Genomic DNA, 17,925 nt, shown 5'->3' on the forward strand with positions numbered 1-17,925 from the left:
TAATAGGAAAAATTTATGCTGAAAAACGTATATTCTCCCTTGTCTGGAGGGGTCTTACAAGAAAGAATGATGGAAATAATTTCTAATAATTTAGCAAATACAAACACAACCGCATTTAAAGAGGATGAAATTTGTTATCAAGCACAGGAGGCAAATCCTTGGCCTAGTTACGCAACACCGCATCCTCCAGCGCCATTTAAAATTAATATGCAGGAGCTTTGGCCCTTAAAAGGAAATGAGATGGCGTATGTAACTTTAAGCGAGATAAGAACGGCTCATTCTCAAGGTCCTATGATTAAAACGGGTAATTCAATGAATGTGGCAATACAAGGGGATGGTTTTTTTGAAGTGATGACCCCTTTTGGTGAAAGGCTTACTCGAGATGGGGGATTTAGTGTTAGTAATGATGGTATTTTAATTTCGAAAAGTGGAGCTGTTGTTCAAGGTGAAAACGGAGCCATTACAGGGTTGAATGGTAAAGATATTAGTATTCTTCCAACTGGCGAGATCTATGTAGGAAAAAAATTTATTGATAAATTAAAAGTAATAGCTTTTAAGGATGCAACACTTTTAGAAAGACTGGGTGAAAGTTTATGGATCCATAATGGTCCTCCTGAAAATTTAAAAAAACCAGAAGGTGAAGTCACTCAAGGATATTTAGAAGGAAGTAATGTGAATCCTATGCGAAACTTAACAAATATGATTATTGCGCATAGAAGTTATGAAGCTTTACAAAAAACTGTAAAATCGCATGACGAAACTATGCAAAATGCTAATAAAATTTCAGAAGTTCAGTAACAAATTGTCAAAATATGTGATAATTTATAGTAAGAAAATCTTATATTTCCAAAAAGGTAACAATATTATTAATAAAATAAACAAATCCAAATTTTTTGAATATTTTGTTAACTTGAAATTCGATCGTTATTAAGTTACAAGTATTTATTTATGAATTTGGAAGGTGTAAATGAAAAAAAATAAACTCCAGAATCTTAATATTACAAATCCCCTAATGTTAGTATTATTGGGACTTAATGTATGTTTCTCTCATAAAACTTTTTCACAAGAAAAAACGGAATCTACAGCCCCTGCAAAAAATTCAACTGTCCAATTTCAAGCAAGTTCTAATGCGAATGAAACCAGTCAGCCTGTTTTAAACTTAGAAGCTTCTATGAATATGGCTGAAGTTTATTCATTCAAAGCAAAAGTGGATCTCCAAGAATTTTATATTGCTGAAGCAAAAGAAGATGCTGTGTTTCGTGGAATGTTGCCAACTGTTTCATTAAGTGGCAATTATATGCAAAATAGTAGTGATGTAAATCCGCTTGTTGGAAATTCTGCAGCGATGGCTTACGGATTTCCTGATACTACTAGTTCAACTGGTACGTTATCTGTTTCCCAGCCAATTATAGGTTTATTGCCTATGTTTTATTCTCTGCAACAATCTTCAGCGCTTACTAGAGCTGCCCTGCAAACAAGAATTCAAAGTCGAATCGATGCTAGATTTTATGGTGCTCAAGCTTTTATCAATCTGCAAAAAGCAGATCAGCTTTTAAAAGCAGCTAAATCAGCCATGGAAGTTTCAGAAAAACAATTGAATGATGGAAATGCGCAGTTCAATGCTGGAAGATTGACAAATGCTGATTTACTTAAATTTAAATTAGATTTTGAAAACTCAAAAACCAGTGTATTGCAAGCACAAACAACTTATAAAGTGGCTTTAATTACTCTTGCAGAAGCTATTGGTATAAAAAATAGTTCTGCTATTACAGTAACAAGTAGTGAAAAATCCGTGTGGGAAATGAAATCACAAAAACTGCCTTCATTAGAAAATATTTTATATCCAGGTCTTGCGAGAAGAAATGATCTTTTGGCAGCTAAAGAAAATGTTGAAGCAGCTAAACAAGGCAAAAATTATTCTTACACTAGTTACTTACCGTCACTTAATTTTGTTGCTAACTATACTAGAAATTTTATGGCAAAGGATGTAACAATAGCTGGGCAACCTTATAGTGCATCAAGTATTCAAGATCAGTTTAGTTATGGAATTCAACTTTCATGGGTAATACTTGATTGGGGTGTAAGACAAGCACAAATTAGTGGTGCTGTAGCTGCAGAGCAAAAAGCAAAATACAGTTTAGAAAATCTAAATTTAAATGCAAGAATTGATATAACTAATAGTTATTTACAATTGCAAAATGCTATTCAAGTACTAGATTCAGCAAAAGTTTCAGTCCAATATGCACAAGACGTTTATTCTCAAATGAAAGCGCGTTTTGACAATGGTCAAGTAACTGCTACCGATTTAATAACCGCAGCGAATGATCAAACTAATGCCAGAGCAAATTTAGCGAATGCTAGAGGATCTTTGGATTTAGCGTGGATTACTTTTCAAAAAAGTACAGGTTCAAAGCTAACGTCATTGAATTAAAAAAAAATTATTCATTTAAATCATGTGGCATAAAATCTCGAACCGCACGAAAGTTTTTGTGCGGTCCATAATGAATTAAATTTGTTAATTTGCTTGTATAGAGGCATGCATAAGTTTCAACTTGCGCTGCAAATCGGGAATTTTGGCGTCCTGTTTTCATTAATTCTCCCCATATTGGATGGAGATTGTGATGATAATTTTTAATTTCTTTTTTTTCTAATTCTTTAAGTTTAAGTAAATCATACCCTATTTTTTTTATTTTTTTTGCAATTTCTTCTTTCTTTTGAATGCTTGCATCATTTTCTTCTTGCTTTTCTAAAATTTGATGACGCTCAAATTCATTTTCTAAATGAACTCGTTTTTTATTCAGAGAATCACATAGATCATATTGATCTTTTAGGTTTTGAATTTCTTTAATTTCTTGTTCTAATTCTTCTATAACAAGCATAGTTCTCCAGCCAATTTCTTTTTTACTTCTTAATATATCACCATAAATATGATCTCCTATGTATAATATTTCGGAACCAGTTTTTATTCCTAAAATATCGTAAAGCAATTTAAAATGCCCCCCTTGAAAAACTTTATTTTCAATAGGACCTTTTTTACTAAGGGTGAGCAAGTCAATATTTTTTAGTGAAAAAGAGTCAAGCTCAACTGAATAGATTGGATTTTTACTCATAAAAAATAAAGGCTTTTGCGAACCAGTGATCACTAAATCAAATAGGTCTAGCCATTTTTTATTTTCATTAGATTTATTGCTAGAACAAACATAATTCATCACAATATTTGTATAGTCCCATAAACTATTCGTAACAATAAAAACTTTTCTACCTGAAAGCTTTATGTCGCGCAAAATAGGAACTAAATTAGGATCTTTTTTTATATATTTTCCAGGGTTTTCTGAAACTTTATTTTTTATACTCCCATCCCTATGGCATAAGTCTATACTTTTTCTTACATCAAGATAAATATCATTATAATTTTTTTGGTTTAACTTATCACTTTTGTCTTTAAAATCGACTAATTGAATAAATAAAAAAGCTTCAGCTAAGGAAAAGAGTGTATCAATTAAAGCAAAATTTGGTTCTTCATAAGTTATAACATTCTCAACATCATATAATTTTCTCCGTTCTTCTCGAGTAAGTTCTTTGAAACCATGATAGGCAACTTTTACATATCTATGTCTATCCATTTTTAGTACATTACCTTTGATTTTATCAATTACTAATCCTCTAATCATATACTTATGATCGAATTCCCAATTTAGAATTTCTTTTGAATATCCTATTTCAACAAGTTTTTTTAATGTTTCGTGGTAAGCTAGTTTTTCAAAAGTTTCGGGTTTGTATAAGGCTAAAGTATAGTCCATATCGAAACCAATAGCTTTTATTGATTTCATGTTTAAAGTTCGATTGCAAAAAATTTTTTCAAATATAGGAATATCTTTTAATTCATCAGGGAACATTTTTTCCAATCTCCATAGATTAAATGAACCCTAATGAAAAGAAGCTATTTTATGAATAGAATTTTCCAAAACGGTTCTTTATAAATTTATCATAACTGATGTCTTCTTGTCTTATGAAGCCGGATTTAGGGAGTTCAGAATTTGCATGCAAGTCTAAAACCGCACAGATTCCTGCTGCAGTAGTGATTTGAATTGCACCCCAGTGTTCTTCTCCTATCACAGAATGATAGATTTTTTTTGCATAACTCTTTTGACTAAATTGACCATTTTTTTCGCCTGTTACCGTAACAAAAATGATAACTACATCTTGCATGGTATGGGGTAAGGCTCTTTCAAATATTTTCTTTAGCCCATCTCTATCCTCAATAAATTTTAAATCATGAAGAAGAATTTGTAGTATTTCTCTGTGCCCTGGATAGCGAATTGATTTGTAATCCATGTGTTTTACTTTATTGGCAAAAGATTCAGCTAACGTACCAAGTCCTCCAGAAGTATTAAAAGCTTCATACTCGTCCCCATCAATGCTAAGAGTTTCTAAACCTTCAAGTGGGGGGACTAATTCAAGTTTACCATTATGTAAAACTTCACATGGATTACAATATTCGTTGATAAGTCCTTCTGTGCTCCAGGTTAAATTATATTTCAATTTGTTGTGCGGAAATTTAGGCAATGCCCCAACCCGCATTTTGATAGAATTTATTGTTTCAAATTCATTAGCTAAATCATGGGCAACTATAGTAATAAATCCAGGAGCTAACCCGCATTGTGGGATAAATGCGTTTTGGGCATTTTTAGCAAGTTCTTTAATAGCAGAAGTGGTTTTTACATCTTCTGTCAGATCTAAATAATGGACTTTTAAATTACGTGCAACTTCTGCTATTCCTTTATTACAATAAAATGGAGCGCAGCTAAGAACATAGTTTTTATTCTGCAATGCTCTTTCAATACTTTTTGGGTCCATAAAGTCAGCGGCATCATAGCTTACATTATCAAGGATTTTTCCTGAAATTTGATTGAATGCTGCTTTTTTAGCATTTTCTTTACTTGTATCATAAACTGTAATTTCATAATCGCTACAGCTGGAGAGTAAATTGACTACTAACTTGCCTATTTTTCCTGCACCAAATATGGCTACATTTTTTTTAAAGGACATTGAGGAACTCCTCTAATTTTTCAATTGTGACTTGATCATACCTATGTGATCTATGTTAACGGTTAGAATGTATTTTTGTCATTATGATTGCATTTGGTCAAGGAGTTTGGTGGTGAAAGAAATGCTGAATGAATTTCAAGGGAGTAATTTTCATTTTTGGGATTCTTTGTCTCAAAATGAAAAAATAATACAAAGTTCAAAATTTAAAAGTAAAATTGGAGTCCATTCAGAAATAGGAAAATTGCGAAAAGTTTTTTTGCATTCACCAGGCCAAGAAGTGGAACTGATGACTCCAAAAAACGCTTCCGAGTTATTATATAATGATATTATTTATTATAAAAATATTGTAGCGGGGCATTCACAATTAAAATCAGTATTAAGTCTTGTTTCTGAAGTAATAGAAGTTTCTGATTATTTAAAAGATATTCTTGAAAATAAAGCTGCTAAAGATAAACTTTTAAATAAAATACTTTCTTTTCAGGGGTGTCTAGATTTAAAAGATGAGTTGATGGATTATTCTTCCCATGATTTATCTCATGCTTTATTAACAGGAATACCTTTAAAAAGAAATACTTTAGAGGCATGGTTATCAAATAAATCCTTTTCACTAGTTCCTTTACCAAATATGTATTTCATGCGAGATACTAGTATGGTTGTAGGTAACAGAGTGATTGCGTCTAAAATGGCCAGTCCAGTTCGTTACGCCGAATCCATAATTATGCGTACAATCTATGAATATCATCCTAATCTAAAAGGGCATGGCTTATTGCTAGATGCTACAGAAAAACAAAGTGACAATGATTTTACAATAGAAGGCGGCGATATTTTAGTCATTAATAAAGATTTATTATTAATAGGTATAAGTGAAAGAACTACTTCAAAAGCAATTGATTCTCTTGTTGAGTCATTACTTAAAGCAAGAGCTGAAGATGGTTATTTAGAACCTTTTAATATTTTATGCGTAATTTTGCCAAGAGAAAGAAGCACTATTCATTTGGATATGATTTTTACTGTAGTTAATAAAGAACAAGCAGTGGTTTATTCCCCTTATGTTTTGGGTAGAGAACGTGCAAGAGTTGTAAGAATTAGAGTCAAACCTGATGGAGATAAGAAATTTAAAGAAGTGGAAGATCTTTTACTAGGTTTAAGAAGTGTAGGGGTTCGAATGGATCCTATACCTTGTGGTGGAGATGAGCCTCTTCATCAACAACGCGAACAATGGAACAGCGGGGCTAATTTATTTTCTTTTGCTCCAGGAAAAGTAATTAGTTACATTCATGAACATACTTTAAAAGCTTGTGAATCTAGCGGTTTCAAAATTATTTCTGCAAAGGATGTAACTAAACATCCCGCATTACTACAAAGTGACTCTCCAATTGTGGTAACAGTCGAAGGAAGTGAATTATCAAGGGGTGGAGGGGGGCCGCGTTGTATGACTTGTCCTGTTTTGCGAGATAATGTGGAATAATTTCGCTTACCCCTTTGCAATAATTTACTCTCAAGTCATAATTAACAATGTCGATACAATGACTGAAAGATAGGGGTTTTAAGTAAATGTTAATCAAAATAAAAAAAAAGAATATTTTTATTTTTTGTGCATTAATTATAGTTCCCTTTGCGTTACTTCAAGTTTCTTGTTCAAGTAATACAATTTTAACAGAGAACCTAGAATTAACTTTACCAGAACAAAAACAAATGCTATCAAGTATTAAAAGAAAAAATGATAATTTTTATTTATCTAATTTAAAAGATTATTCTTCACCTAAAGAAAGTCAATTAATTAATGAAGCGCAGTTTAAAAATTTAGCGGTTTATAATGAAAATGTTCGTGTATTATCTGATTGGGTTTTGCGAAGTTTATCCCAAAAAGAGAAAACTCAATTATCAAGAAATTGTGAAGCCCTTGTGGGAAATTTTAAAAATCAGTTTCCATTAAATGAGCAAACTTTACCTTGTGCTGCATGGTGGATTGAAAGAAAAAACAATGAAGAGTCAACTTCAGGTAATAAAATTCCAATTCAACAAAATTATCGAACCTTACTAAATAAACAAAAATTAGACATTGCAAATTATCGTTCTATGAGCTTTTCTGAAGCATTTTCAATAATGGAGCCAGCAAATTTAGCACAAGCACAAAAATTAACAGCCTCAGCTTTAGATTATTTGCAAGATTGTTCTTATGCTGGAGCAAACTCTGCACTTTTATTAAGACTTGAAGCTTTTTTACCAAATAAATCCGTTTATAATGATATTGAAAGAATTTATTCAAAAATGCAGAAGTGTTTGCTTCCTAATATGGATCCTACTGAGAAAATTCATTTACGTATTGGACTGCTTCGATTAATTTCAGGGCATCCAAATTTAGCAAAAGAGGCACTTGAAAAAACTTTATTAGAGAAAGAACCTATTGAAAGTTCGAGAAGTTTATTTTGGTTGGGTGCAATTTATCAAAAATCTAAAACTTCTCCGAAAGAAAATCCATATTGGCAACGTTTGATTAAAGAAAATCCCATATCTTTACCGGCAATCTTTGCAGCTCAACAGTTAGGAATAGATCCAATGAATAATTTGGTTCCTGATGAAGAAATAGCTTTGCAAGCAAGGGATTCTTCTGGTTGGAGCGATGATAACTTAGAAGCTTTTGTTTTTGACTTATTTAAAGCAAGAAATGATATTTCTGCTGCCACTGAGTGGGCTAGTTATGTAGGAAGAACTAGTTCAGTATCTAATCCAAATATGTTACTATATTGGGCATTAGCGCAAAATTCAGTTAGGAATTATCGTTACTCTATTTTTATGCTTGGAAGATACGGAAAATCTATTAAAAATTATCCTGTCAGTAGAACTCTATTAAATTTACATTTTCCAAAACCTTATTTAAAAGAAATTGCGGAAAACTCGGAAGATCTAGATCCCATTTTCGTTCTTTCTTTAATTCGACAAGAAAGTGCGTTTGATACTTATGCGCGTTCATTAGCAAATGCCCGAGGTTTAATGCAGGTTTTACCTAGCACAGCTAAATCTATTAAACGGAAAATATCTTCAAATCATTTATATGACCCTGAAACAAATATTGAGATTGGTGTATCATATTTAAGTCGATTATTAAAAAGGTATGATGGAAGAATTGAATATGTATTAGCTTCTTACAATGCAGGCGCTTCAAATCTTGATAAATGGAGAGAAAGGGTTCCTGAAAATAACATGATGCTATTTTGCGACTATATGCCATTTAAGGAAACTAGAAGTTATGTTTCTTTAATACTTCGAAATTATTATTGGTATAGTCGTATTATTTCTGAAAAAGATGATTTATTTACAAAAAAAATATTGCAACAAAGCGCAAAAGCAAGATGGCGTTCAGATAGAGTTTATGCTTTGGTAGCTTATACATGGAATTCAGAAGTTGATCTTAAATATAAAAATATTTTAGAAAAAATTTATATTTTTGGAAATAATTCAGCTAATATTAGTTCCAATCCTAACACTGAAAATTGGTTGAATGAAGGTAAAACTCAAAATAGATCATACAGTAATTTAGATGATGAAAAAACTACTTATTATTTCAATAAATCAAAGTGAAATTTTATTTAATAATATTTTTAATATCGATTATTTTATCAGCATAAGTTAAAATACCGTAGCGATGCGATACAATAATGGTTGTGCACGAGTTTTTTATGCTGCTAAGAACTTTGGCAATAATTAGTTCGTTTGTTTCGTCTAAGTTCGCAGTAGCTTCATCTAAAATCATTAAAGAAGGTTTATTTAATATGCTTCTTGCAAGACAAATTCTTTGTTTTTGTCCAGCAGATAAACCAGCAAAATTTTCATCTAATTTATAATTTAAACCCTTTTCATTTAGGACATCCCCAAGTGATACAAGATGAAGTGCTTCGATAAGTTCATTATCGGTAACTTTTCTAGACAGCCCGTAACTCAGATTTTCTCTGAGGGTTCCTTTTATCAAGAAAGGCTCTGGTCCTACATAGCCAATACGTGTTTCATTTTTTGAAATATATTCCCAAGCAGGTAAACCACCAATCGATATTTCTCCTTCGCTTGGTTTTAATATCCCAGTCATTAGCATTAAAATTGTTGATTTTCCTGTTCCACTAGAACCAATTAAACCAATTTGAGAACCTTTTGATATATTTAAATTTAGATTTTTAAATAGAGGAATTGAATTTGGGTATGAAAAGGTAACTTCTTTTATAGTAATGTCAGGAGTGTCAATTTTATCTGAAGTAACAACTAATTTTTGGTTTTCTTGTTCAACAGATTTAGTGTTTTTTATTGGGCCAAAAAAACTTATTTTTGAATTATTTTCTTTTGATAATTGAAAGAAGTTTTTAGAATTTATAGAATCTAATGATAATTTAAATTGCGGATAAAATATAACGGCATTACCAAAATATCCTGATAAAATCGAAAGACTTTGAACAAATCTAGCCAATAAATAAATAAAAGATAAGAGTACAACCGAATTAGTATGCCAAACACTATAACTAATAATGATTATAAATACCAAAAGAAAAATACCTAAGAATGGAGCTGTTTGTGCGCTCAGATTACTAAAGAAATTTGCACTTACTGATTTAGTTGAGTAGTTTTTTAAGGCATTACTAGTAACTTTAAATTCATCTTCTCTTTTTTTCATAAGCTTAATAAATAAAAAATTTCTAGCAATTTTTTCAATACCTTCATTAACTATTTTTTGTTCTCTAGGTACTTGCTTTGCAAAAAGAGAAACTTTCTTATTTATATAAATTATTGTCAGACCTATTAAAGTTATTCCTGTTGTTGCTATAAAAGCCTCTTTCCAAGCGACTAAAAAAAGTAATAAAAAGAGAAAAAGACTTTGCATGAACATAAAAATAAAATGAGTAAAATTCAAAACAAATTCAGAAGATTTAGTGAAAACTTCTGCTAGGGTGAAATTTATAGTGGAAGGATTTTTATCTTTTATATTTTCATCAAATAAAATTCTATATACATAATTTCTTTTCAATTTTAAAAGAACATGGTCTTTTAAAAAAGCTGCCGTTTGAGTAGTGGTAAGTTGAACGCCAAATCTTACAATAGCTACTACCAAAAGTAGCAAAGTAATCTTATTTAATGATATTCTTGGAATTTCATAGCTAAAAATTTTATTAGGAGTTGAAATGAAATCAAAACTTCCTAGCAGCAATTGTATGATTATCGAAATGCTTAATTCAACAATTGCGATACCAATTGCTGCAAGTATTGCGAAGCATAAGTATTTAATACCCCGCTTGCCCAAAAGAGTTATTGAGTTTTGTAAAACTAAATTTCTATTCAAAGTTTCTCCACATCCAACTTATTGAGTGTATCTATCTTCTAAAAAAAATCCAATCGAATTCAGAAAATCTGGTTTCCAATTTGGCGATACATTCACTCTAGCATAACAAAAAGATTGCTCTTCTATTTTTTCTAAACAAGAATTATATTCTATATTTTCAGGCAAAGATAAATAAATCCACCCAGCTTCGTTTATATTATAAATTTTATTAGATGAAAAACCATTTTTTGCATAAAATATTGCTTTTATAGTGACAGGGAAGTGACGTGTTTCGGGACCTAAATAAATTCGCAGTTCTTTAATTTTAAACAATATTTCTGTGTTTGGTTTCAACCAACGTCCTTGGTCAGCGCCTTTGGGGATAAATAAGAACTGAGAAGGAGTAAAGAATGAAGAAAAATATTTTCGTTGTTTATTAATGTTTTCAGTTGTTTGTGGTAGTTTTCCAATACCGACTGGAAATTGTGGAATCCCCCTTTCCTGCCATTTAAATTGAGGTATAGAAGAAGAATTATAAGCTAAGTAGAAGCATACTCCCAAAATGTAGATATTTAAAAATGCAATCAGCCAAGTTAAAAATGTAAAAAACTTTTTTAGTTGGTTTGGGGTTAGTATAAGAATAGGAGAACAGATTGAGAAACAAGCTATGATCGCTAAACTTGGAACAAATATCATATAAGATGTTAATGAAAGAGCTAAAAAAGGAATCATTGCCAATACAGAAAAATTTAAAATAACGTTTAATTGATTATTATTTTGATTTTTTTCAATATTTTTAAATACATGTTTAACACCAATTATAAAAATAATTACTGAGATTAGCAATATTGCACTTCCAACAATTACTCCAAGTTCTGAAAAAAGTGCTAAAGTTAAGTTTGTAGGGACATCTGGAATTATATTGGGGAAATTAAGTTTTTTAGCATAATAATCAATATATCCTAAAAAAGAACCAACCCCACTTCCTGTATAAAAATGTTCTTTTAAATTTTCAATTAATATTGATAAATGTTTATATCTTTCATAATCAAAATATTGATATAAAGAGATGATACTAAAGTCATTCGTAATATTTTTAAACGAATTCTTAATTCTGATTATTGAAGTAGTATTTGAAAATGTATAAAATATATATGAAATTAAAGTAATCAAACTATATGCAATTGTGATTTTTAAAAAGGATTTAAAATTTAAATTTTTAACATAATAGATTAAATTAATGATAAAAATAAAAAATATAATTGCTGATATTCCTAGATAAAAAGATCTGGAATTATTTAAAATCCCACTAATAGCTGTTAATAAAAAAAGAATAAAATAAGTATATTTTGTAAATTTACTTGATTTTACTAGAAAGACAAAAGATAAAAATGTTCCTGAGAAAATTGCAAAGAAAAAAGAAGCAACTCCAGAGTCATCTAAAAGAGCAGGAGCTCTAAATGCTTCTATTGATGTTAAACTCTCTTCTGCAAGAAAATGAATATTTACTTTACTTTGATAAATAGAAACAACTGAATTTATTATAACAATAAAGAAAAATTCGATAAAGAAAAAATTTAAAACTTTATTACTAGGATATTCTCTTTGGCTATTGAAAAATGTTGCAACTGGAAACATAAATAAAATAAAATACATTAGATAAAGTCTGGTTTGAGTAAATAAAAAGTCAGAAGTAATTGTATTTGTAAATGAGTAATTTTGAATTGATATTGCAGATCTGAGTGATGGTTGATAAAAATTACAAAAAGCATGAAGAAAAATACATCCAATGAAGAGTAACAAAGATAACGAAACTTTTGTGAAATTAATTAGGCAATAAAAAAGCCCAAAAATAAATCCAAGAAAAAAACAACCAAGAATTAGAAATTTTAAATTAGGGATATTTAAAATATATGGAATTCGTATACAAATAAATGCCAGAAATATATTTAATAAAAGAAATAAATTAGAAACATTTAAAGTATATTTAATCATATTAAAACTCTTTTATAATATTTCAGTTACTAATTGAGAATTTTTTTTCCAGCTTTTATCTTGAAATATTTTATCAATTTGTAGATGAATTTTTCTATTTTCCTTATCTAATAAAAGTTGCATTGTTCTTGAAAAGTTTTCTTTATCACAACTAATTCCACCATATTCATTTATCAATTCATCAATTGGTGGACATCCTTTTAGTGCTAAAACTATGCAATTCAATTTTATGGCTTCGGCTGTTACTATTGAATAAGCTTCAAAGCGAGAAGCAATTAAAAGTGCGATTGTTTTTTTAAGTAAAAATTCTTTTTCTTTTTCGTTTACTCTTCCTATATAGACAAATCTCGGATCGTTTGGTAATTGATATTTTAAATCTCCAGCAAATATCACTAAACAATTTTGAGGTGTATTATTTAAAATAAAGTCTATATTTTTATTTTTATCAATTCTTCCTAAGTATAGAAAAAAATCAGTATTTGTTAAGTTAAAAATTTCAGGTCTTATTTCTTCAGCATTTTCAGGATTAAAATCATGAAATCCCGGAGGAAGAATTATTGAATTTATAGAGCTACTCACATGCCATATTTCCTGACAAAGATTTTTTTCAGCCTTTGAAACAAAAGCTAAAGTATTTGAATTTGAAATCATTTTTTTAACAAAAGCTAATTTAAATTCTGGCTCATTGTGAGCTGTTACTATAAATAATTTTTTTGTTTTAATATTTTCTTTTAATGCATAAAAGTTAGGGGCATATAAATAAGATTTTACTATAACTAAGTTAAATTTGGTCTGATTTTTTTCTAAGTACTGCCAAAGATCAGGGCACCAAGGACCTTGAGATTTTAAAAACAGATAGTCTAGTATCGGTGAAAGTAATAGATAAAAATTATTGTTTATTTTATTTAAATATTTTATTGTTCTTTTTACTAAAGCAAATAGAATTCTTTGTCGTGAATGAATTACAGGAAAACGCTTTATGGAAAAATCTAACCCAGAAGTTTTTATAGATTCATAGTCGGATAAATTATTATTCCATTTAATGTAATCATCGCTTTTACTTGTGAGAACCTCAACATGAATACCACTTTCCGCTAATGCTTTTGCAAGATTAAAAGCGTATACCTCTGCGCCTGCTTGAATGTGCTGCCCACATCTTTGAACAACGATAGCGATGGATTTTGCTTTCTCATTCAAGATAAATTCCTTTCTAGAGCAATTAGATTGGTTATCTCCAATCAATTGGTGAGATTGTAATTTATTTTTTTAGGGTTTTGCAATAATTATTAGTAAATTTTTTAATTTGAGTTTATCCACTTATGATCTTGAAATTGTAAAAAATGGAAGGGATACATCCTTAATGTATTTATTTGAGTTATTGCTTTCAGGCAATTTTACATCAAAATTGTCTTGATTAACTGAGTTAGTTATATGTGATTTAAACTCATAGCAGTCTGTAAAGTAGTACCTACATTTTATATAAATTTTATTTTTTTTAATTGATTTAAAAAAGAATGAGACAAAGGTAAGTAAAATTGATTGTCCCTTATTTAGGGGATAACAATTAAAGTATTCTATTTTATTATGTTGAAAAAATCCATTATTATTTATTAATTTTATAATTGTAGATAATTCCTTTTCTCCAATTGCAGAAGAATTTAGCATCATATAAAAAGAAGAATTGCCATATTTAATTGCTTGAAATGTTGAATGCAAAAAAACATCTAGATCCTTGCTATTTTGTGGTGGGTCAAAGCATATGACATCAAATAATTTATTTAAATAGTTTGGAATTCCATGATAAAGATCGATATGAAAAAAATTAATTGGAAATTTTGCTTCGCTTGTCAGAATTTTTAATTTACTTAGTAGGTTTTTGTCGCAATCTAAGACTGTTACATGCTTAAAATTTCGTAGAGCTAATTCAACCGATACTAAATCATCATCTCCCATTAATAAAACTTCTTTATCTCTGAACCCATTTATTTCAAGTAAATCGGCTCTTTTTTTTCTAGTTTCTATGGTACAGGGTAGTTGGTTATAGTTTTGTATAAATTTTAAAGAATTATTGTCTGAATATTCTTCTTTTTCTAGGTCAATAAAGCGCTGGTTTTCATTTAATATTTTTAATAAAAACTCTTTTTTTTCATCAACACTTAAATTTAGTATATGCTTTATCGTTCTGCTTTTAAAAAATATAATTAAAACTTTTGAAAGTATAAACAAAAATGCTTTTGATAAGTTCATTGGTTTTTTCCAATTTAAAAGTACAATGTTTTAAAAAGTAATATTGCTGCAGAAAGGATGAGCAAATATCCGACAAATGCTTCAACTTTATATATTTTAATTTGCATGAATTTTTTATTAAGACCGTAGGCAAGAAGTCTATATAGTTTAAATATAGCAACGTCACCAATATAAACTCCTAGAAATATTGGTAGTATTAAATACTCTACCGGGTAATCATCAGAAATATCTTGTCCTATCCACCAAAGATACCAGAACGGTAACAAAGAAGGTATCGTCAAGGTTCCAACTATTCCTTTTATAAAAGAACTTATTAAATTTGTTTCTTCAATGGGTGTTTTATCTGAAGAATATAAATTAGATTCTAAGCGAACTGCATTTTTTTTTGAATTAAATACAAATGTTAAACCTAGAATTAGAATAAATAATATAAATATTATATTAAGAAAAATAGAATGTTTTTTTTGAAAATTGAGAATAAACTCAGCATGTAAAGTTTGATCAGCCATTAAATAGGCAATAAAGCACACTACAGCATCTGTAAGAATAATTCCTGTTTGAAATGCAAATAAATTTTTCTTTTGTTTTTTTAAATAGAGTATTATTAACTGAATATTTAGTGGACCTGGAGGTGAAGTGGAAACAAGTCCTCCCAGTAGTGCGGCGGCAAAATATATAAATAGAACATCAATAAACATTCAAAACCTTTAGCTCTAAAGTATAGTAATATTAGATGCTAACATCTTTTTTTCAAAAGCTAAAGGTAGGTGTGTAGTTTCTATCTAATTTGATGAGTCTTTCTGAATATATTTTACATAACCAGTTTTCCATATATTTGCATGGATATTTTCATGAATCTCTTGTTCAGTTGTTTTTGGTGCGACCCCTGAATTTTGCGCAGCTAAAGAAGTTGCATGGGCTATTTTATACGAAACTTCAGCTATATCTGTTAATGAAGGGAGTAAAGATAAGTTTGGATCACGATTTATTTGAGCGCATTCGCTGATAACTTTCGCACAGGCAACGAGCATTTCATTATTAACACGAGTTGCTTTCGATGCAACAACTCCTAAGCCAAGGCCCGGAAATACAAAAGCATTATTGCATTGTCCAATTGGAAAAACTTTACCATTGTAACGAACATCTTGAAATGGACTTCCTGTTGCTACAAGTACTTTTCCATTAGTCCATTCAATCAGATTTGCTGGTAGAGCTTCACAGCGTGATGTAGGATTTGAAAGAGGAAAAATAATAGGACGATCACAGTATGAAGCCATCATTTTTACTATTTCTTCTGTAAATGCACCAGTTTGAGTTGAAGTACCGATTAATATCGTTGGTTTTACATTTTTTACAACTTCAGAAAGAGAAATGATTTTACCTTTTACTCTGTCCCAATTTTCATAAACTTCAACAGGTTGAGCATATTTTTTTTGAAAATATTCGAGATGATCCATATTGGCGTGAAGCATTCCGTGCATATCAATTAAATACATTCTTGATAGAGCTTCTTGTTCAGATAATCCATCGGAGACCATCGCTGCAACGATTTGATCAGCAATACAGCATCCAGCTGTACCCGCACCATGGATGACAACCTTTTGATCGCGCATTTTAGTGCCATTTACTTTTAAGCCAGCTAATATCGCACCTAAAGTAACAGCAGCAGTTCCTTGCATATCATCATTAAAAGTACACATTTCATCTTTATAGCGATCTAAGTTTTTTCTTGCAGTTTGTCTTCCAAAATCTTCCCAATGTAAGTAAACATTGGAAAATCTTTTTCTTAAAGCGGAGACAAACGCATCAATAAAATCATCGTATTGTTCACCTCTAATGCGCTCATGACGCCAACCAAGATAAAGAGGATTTTGCAATAGTTCTTTGTTATTCGTTCCTACGTCAAGGACTATAGGTAAAACTTTAGTAGGATGAAAACCTGCGCATAAAGTATACATTGCAAGTTTTGCGATGGAGATAACTATACCACCCACACCTTGATCACCTATTCCTAAAATAGCCTCAGAATCTGTTACACAGACAGCACGAACATCATAGGCGTCAGGAATATTATTAAGTATGTCTTCAATTTGAGACATTTGCGGATAAGAAATAAACAATCCTCTCGGTCTACGGAAATTTTGATTAAATTGTTGAACAACATCTCCAACTGTAGGTGTATAAAAAACAGGTACCATTTCTATTAAATGCTCTTGGAGTAAACGAAAAAATAATGTTTCATTTCTATCATACAATTGAGTGAGAAAAATATTTCTTTCAATGTCTGTTTCTTTTTTTAAATATTGTCCATAGACCCGAACTACTTGTTCATCAAGAGTTTCAACTACGTTAGGAATAAGTCCATCAAGTTTAAATTCTCTTCTTTCTTCTAGTGTAAAAGCAGTGTCTTTATTCAAAAAAGAATTTAATAATAATTGTTTACCACTAATGGAAACTTCATAGTACTTTTTTCCATCAAAGTTATTCTTTTTTTCTTTAAACATACAAAGTCTCCGTTAAAACAGCTAAGTCGTCCAGTTAATCTCATTTTGACCCAAGGAGCGTAAAATTTCATTAACTGTTGAAAAATGTTTACAGCCAAAAAAACCTCTATGCGCCGACAATGGGGAAGGATGTGCCGACTTTAAAATTTTGTGAATTTTATTTGTGATCATTTTTTCTTTTGCTTGAGCCGCAGAGCCCCATAGAACAAAGATAATAGGTGAATTTTTTTCATTTAAAAGAGAAATAACTCTATCGGTAAATACTTCCCAGCCTTTTTCTCGATGAGAAAACGCTTGATTAGCTCTAACCGTTAAGACTGTATTTAATAATAAAACACCTTGATTAGCCCAATTTTCTAAATCTGATTCAGTAGGACGTTTTCCTGTATCTGATTGAATTTCTTTGAAAATATTATTTAAAGAGGGGGGGAGTGTTACACCTTTTTCTACTGCAAAAGCAAGACCATTTGCTTGACCTTTTCCGTGATAAGGGTCTTGTCCAATAATAACAACTTTAGTTTGTGAATAATCTACTAGTTTAAATGCTCTAAATATTTTTTCTTTTGGGGGATAGTATTCAAAACCTTGATTTGTTTCACTACGTAATAGTTGTCTCAGGTCTTCAATGTAGGGTTTTGAAAACTCATCTAAAAGTAAAGACCTCCAGCCTTCTGCAAGAAAGCTAAGGTCTTTTTTTGTTTCAATTTGGTTTTCATTCACTAGGAAATCTCCAATAAATTAGGGCTCATTATAAATGAAAACTTTTTATAATGAGCCCCAAGCTTACATTCATTCTGTTTATATACTCAACAAAATGAGATTTTTCCA

General features: G+C 30.2%; 13 protein-coding genes. 4 read left to right on the top strand and 9 right to left on the bottom strand.

Features of this window, described 5'->3' with window-relative positions; translation table 11 throughout:
- Nucleotides 1–15 precede the first annotated feature (15 nt).
- Together QEJ31_RS10555 and QEJ31_RS10560 are read left to right on the top strand one after the other, a co-directional pair.
- Complete coding sequence (locus QEJ31_RS10555) at nucleotides 16–798, top strand: flagellar hook-basal body protein (protein ID WP_280589965.1); 783 nt, start codon at nucleotides 16–18, stop codon at nucleotides 796–798.
- 169 nt (nucleotides 799–967) lie between these two features.
- Nucleotides 968–2,431 carry a TolC family protein gene (locus tag QEJ31_RS10560; RefSeq protein WP_280589967.1) on the top strand — a complete coding sequence of 488 codons (1,464 nt, stop codon included), beginning with the start codon at nucleotides 968–970 and terminating at the stop codon, nucleotides 2,429–2,431.
- Nucleotides 2,432–2,438: 7 nt separating this feature from the next.
- On the opposite strand, the gene QEJ31_RS10565 is transcribed toward QEJ31_RS10560, so the two are convergent.
- Together QEJ31_RS10565 and QEJ31_RS10570 are read right to left on the bottom strand one after the other, a co-directional pair.
- Entirely contained in the window at nucleotides 2,439–3,896 is a 1,458-nt protein-coding gene (locus tag QEJ31_RS10565; protein WP_280589969.1) for an HAD-IG family 5'-nucleotidase, read from the bottom strand.
- A 49-nt stretch (nucleotides 3,897–3,945) separates the two neighbouring features.
- Nucleotides 3,946–5,049 (bottom strand): saccharopine dehydrogenase C-terminal domain-containing protein, encoded by a 1,104-nt coding sequence (locus QEJ31_RS10570; protein ID WP_280589971.1) that lies wholly within the window; start codon nucleotides 5,047–5,049, stop codon nucleotides 3,946–3,948.
- 121 nt (nucleotides 5,050–5,170) lie between these two features.
- On the opposite strand from QEJ31_RS10570, the gene QEJ31_RS10575 reads away from it, so the two are divergent.
- Complete coding sequence (locus tag QEJ31_RS10575) at nucleotides 5,171–6,517, top strand: arginine deiminase family protein (RefSeq protein WP_280589973.1); 1,347 nt, start codon at nucleotides 5,171–5,173, stop codon at nucleotides 6,515–6,517.
- Nucleotides 6,518–6,603: 86 nt separating this feature from the next.
- Nucleotides 6,604–8,631, top strand: a complete 2,028-nt coding sequence (locus QEJ31_RS10580; RefSeq protein ID WP_280589975.1) for a lytic transglycosylase domain-containing protein — start codon at nucleotides 6,604–6,606, stop codon at nucleotides 8,629–8,631.
- Nucleotides 8,632–8,635: 4 nt separating this feature from the next.
- On the opposite strand, the gene QEJ31_RS10585 is transcribed toward QEJ31_RS10580, so the two are convergent.
- From QEJ31_RS10585 to ung, 7 genes are all read right to left on the bottom strand, one after another.
- The gene (locus QEJ31_RS10585; protein ID WP_280589976.1) at nucleotides 8,636–10,372 is read right to left on the bottom strand and encodes an ABC transporter ATP-binding protein; all 1,737 of its coding nucleotides are present in this window, start codon (nucleotides 10,370–10,372) and stop codon (nucleotides 8,636–8,638) included.
- Nucleotides 10,373–10,390: 18 nt separating this feature from the next.
- Nucleotides 10,391–12,346, bottom strand: coding sequence for an O-antigen ligase family protein (locus tag QEJ31_RS10590; RefSeq protein ID WP_280589977.1), 1,956 nt, complete (start codon nucleotides 12,344–12,346; stop codon nucleotides 10,391–10,393).
- Between the two features lie 12 nt (nucleotides 12,347–12,358).
- Nucleotides 12,359–13,543 (bottom strand): glycosyltransferase family 4 protein, encoded by a 1,185-nt coding sequence (locus tag QEJ31_RS10595; RefSeq protein WP_280589979.1) that lies wholly within the window; start codon nucleotides 13,541–13,543, stop codon nucleotides 12,359–12,361.
- A 120-nt stretch (nucleotides 13,544–13,663) separates the two neighbouring features.
- Complete coding sequence (locus tag QEJ31_RS10600) at nucleotides 13,664–14,593, bottom strand: bis-aminopropyl spermidine synthase family protein (protein WP_280589981.1); 930 nt, start codon at nucleotides 14,591–14,593, stop codon at nucleotides 13,664–13,666.
- A gap of 14 nt (nucleotides 14,594–14,607) precedes the next feature.
- Nucleotides 14,608–15,291 carry a hypothetical protein gene (locus QEJ31_RS10605; RefSeq protein ID WP_280589983.1) on the bottom strand — a complete coding sequence of 228 codons (684 nt, stop codon included), beginning with the start codon at nucleotides 15,289–15,291 and terminating at the stop codon, nucleotides 14,608–14,610.
- An 84-nt stretch (nucleotides 15,292–15,375) separates the two neighbouring features.
- Complete coding sequence (locus QEJ31_RS10610; protein ID WP_280589985.1) at nucleotides 15,376–17,097, bottom strand: NAD-dependent malic enzyme; 1,722 nt, start codon at nucleotides 17,095–17,097, stop codon at nucleotides 15,376–15,378.
- A gap of 21 nt (nucleotides 17,098–17,118) precedes the next feature.
- Entirely contained in the window at nucleotides 17,119–17,802 is a 684-nt protein-coding gene (gene ung, locus QEJ31_RS10615; protein ID WP_348524559.1) for a uracil-DNA glycosylase, read from the bottom strand.
- Nucleotides 17,803–17,925: the final 123 nt, after the last annotated feature.

Source organism: Pigmentibacter sp. JX0631 (genome assembly GCF_029873255.1).
Lineage (GTDB): Bacteria > Bdellovibrionota_B > Oligoflexia > Silvanigrellales > Silvanigrellaceae > Silvanigrella.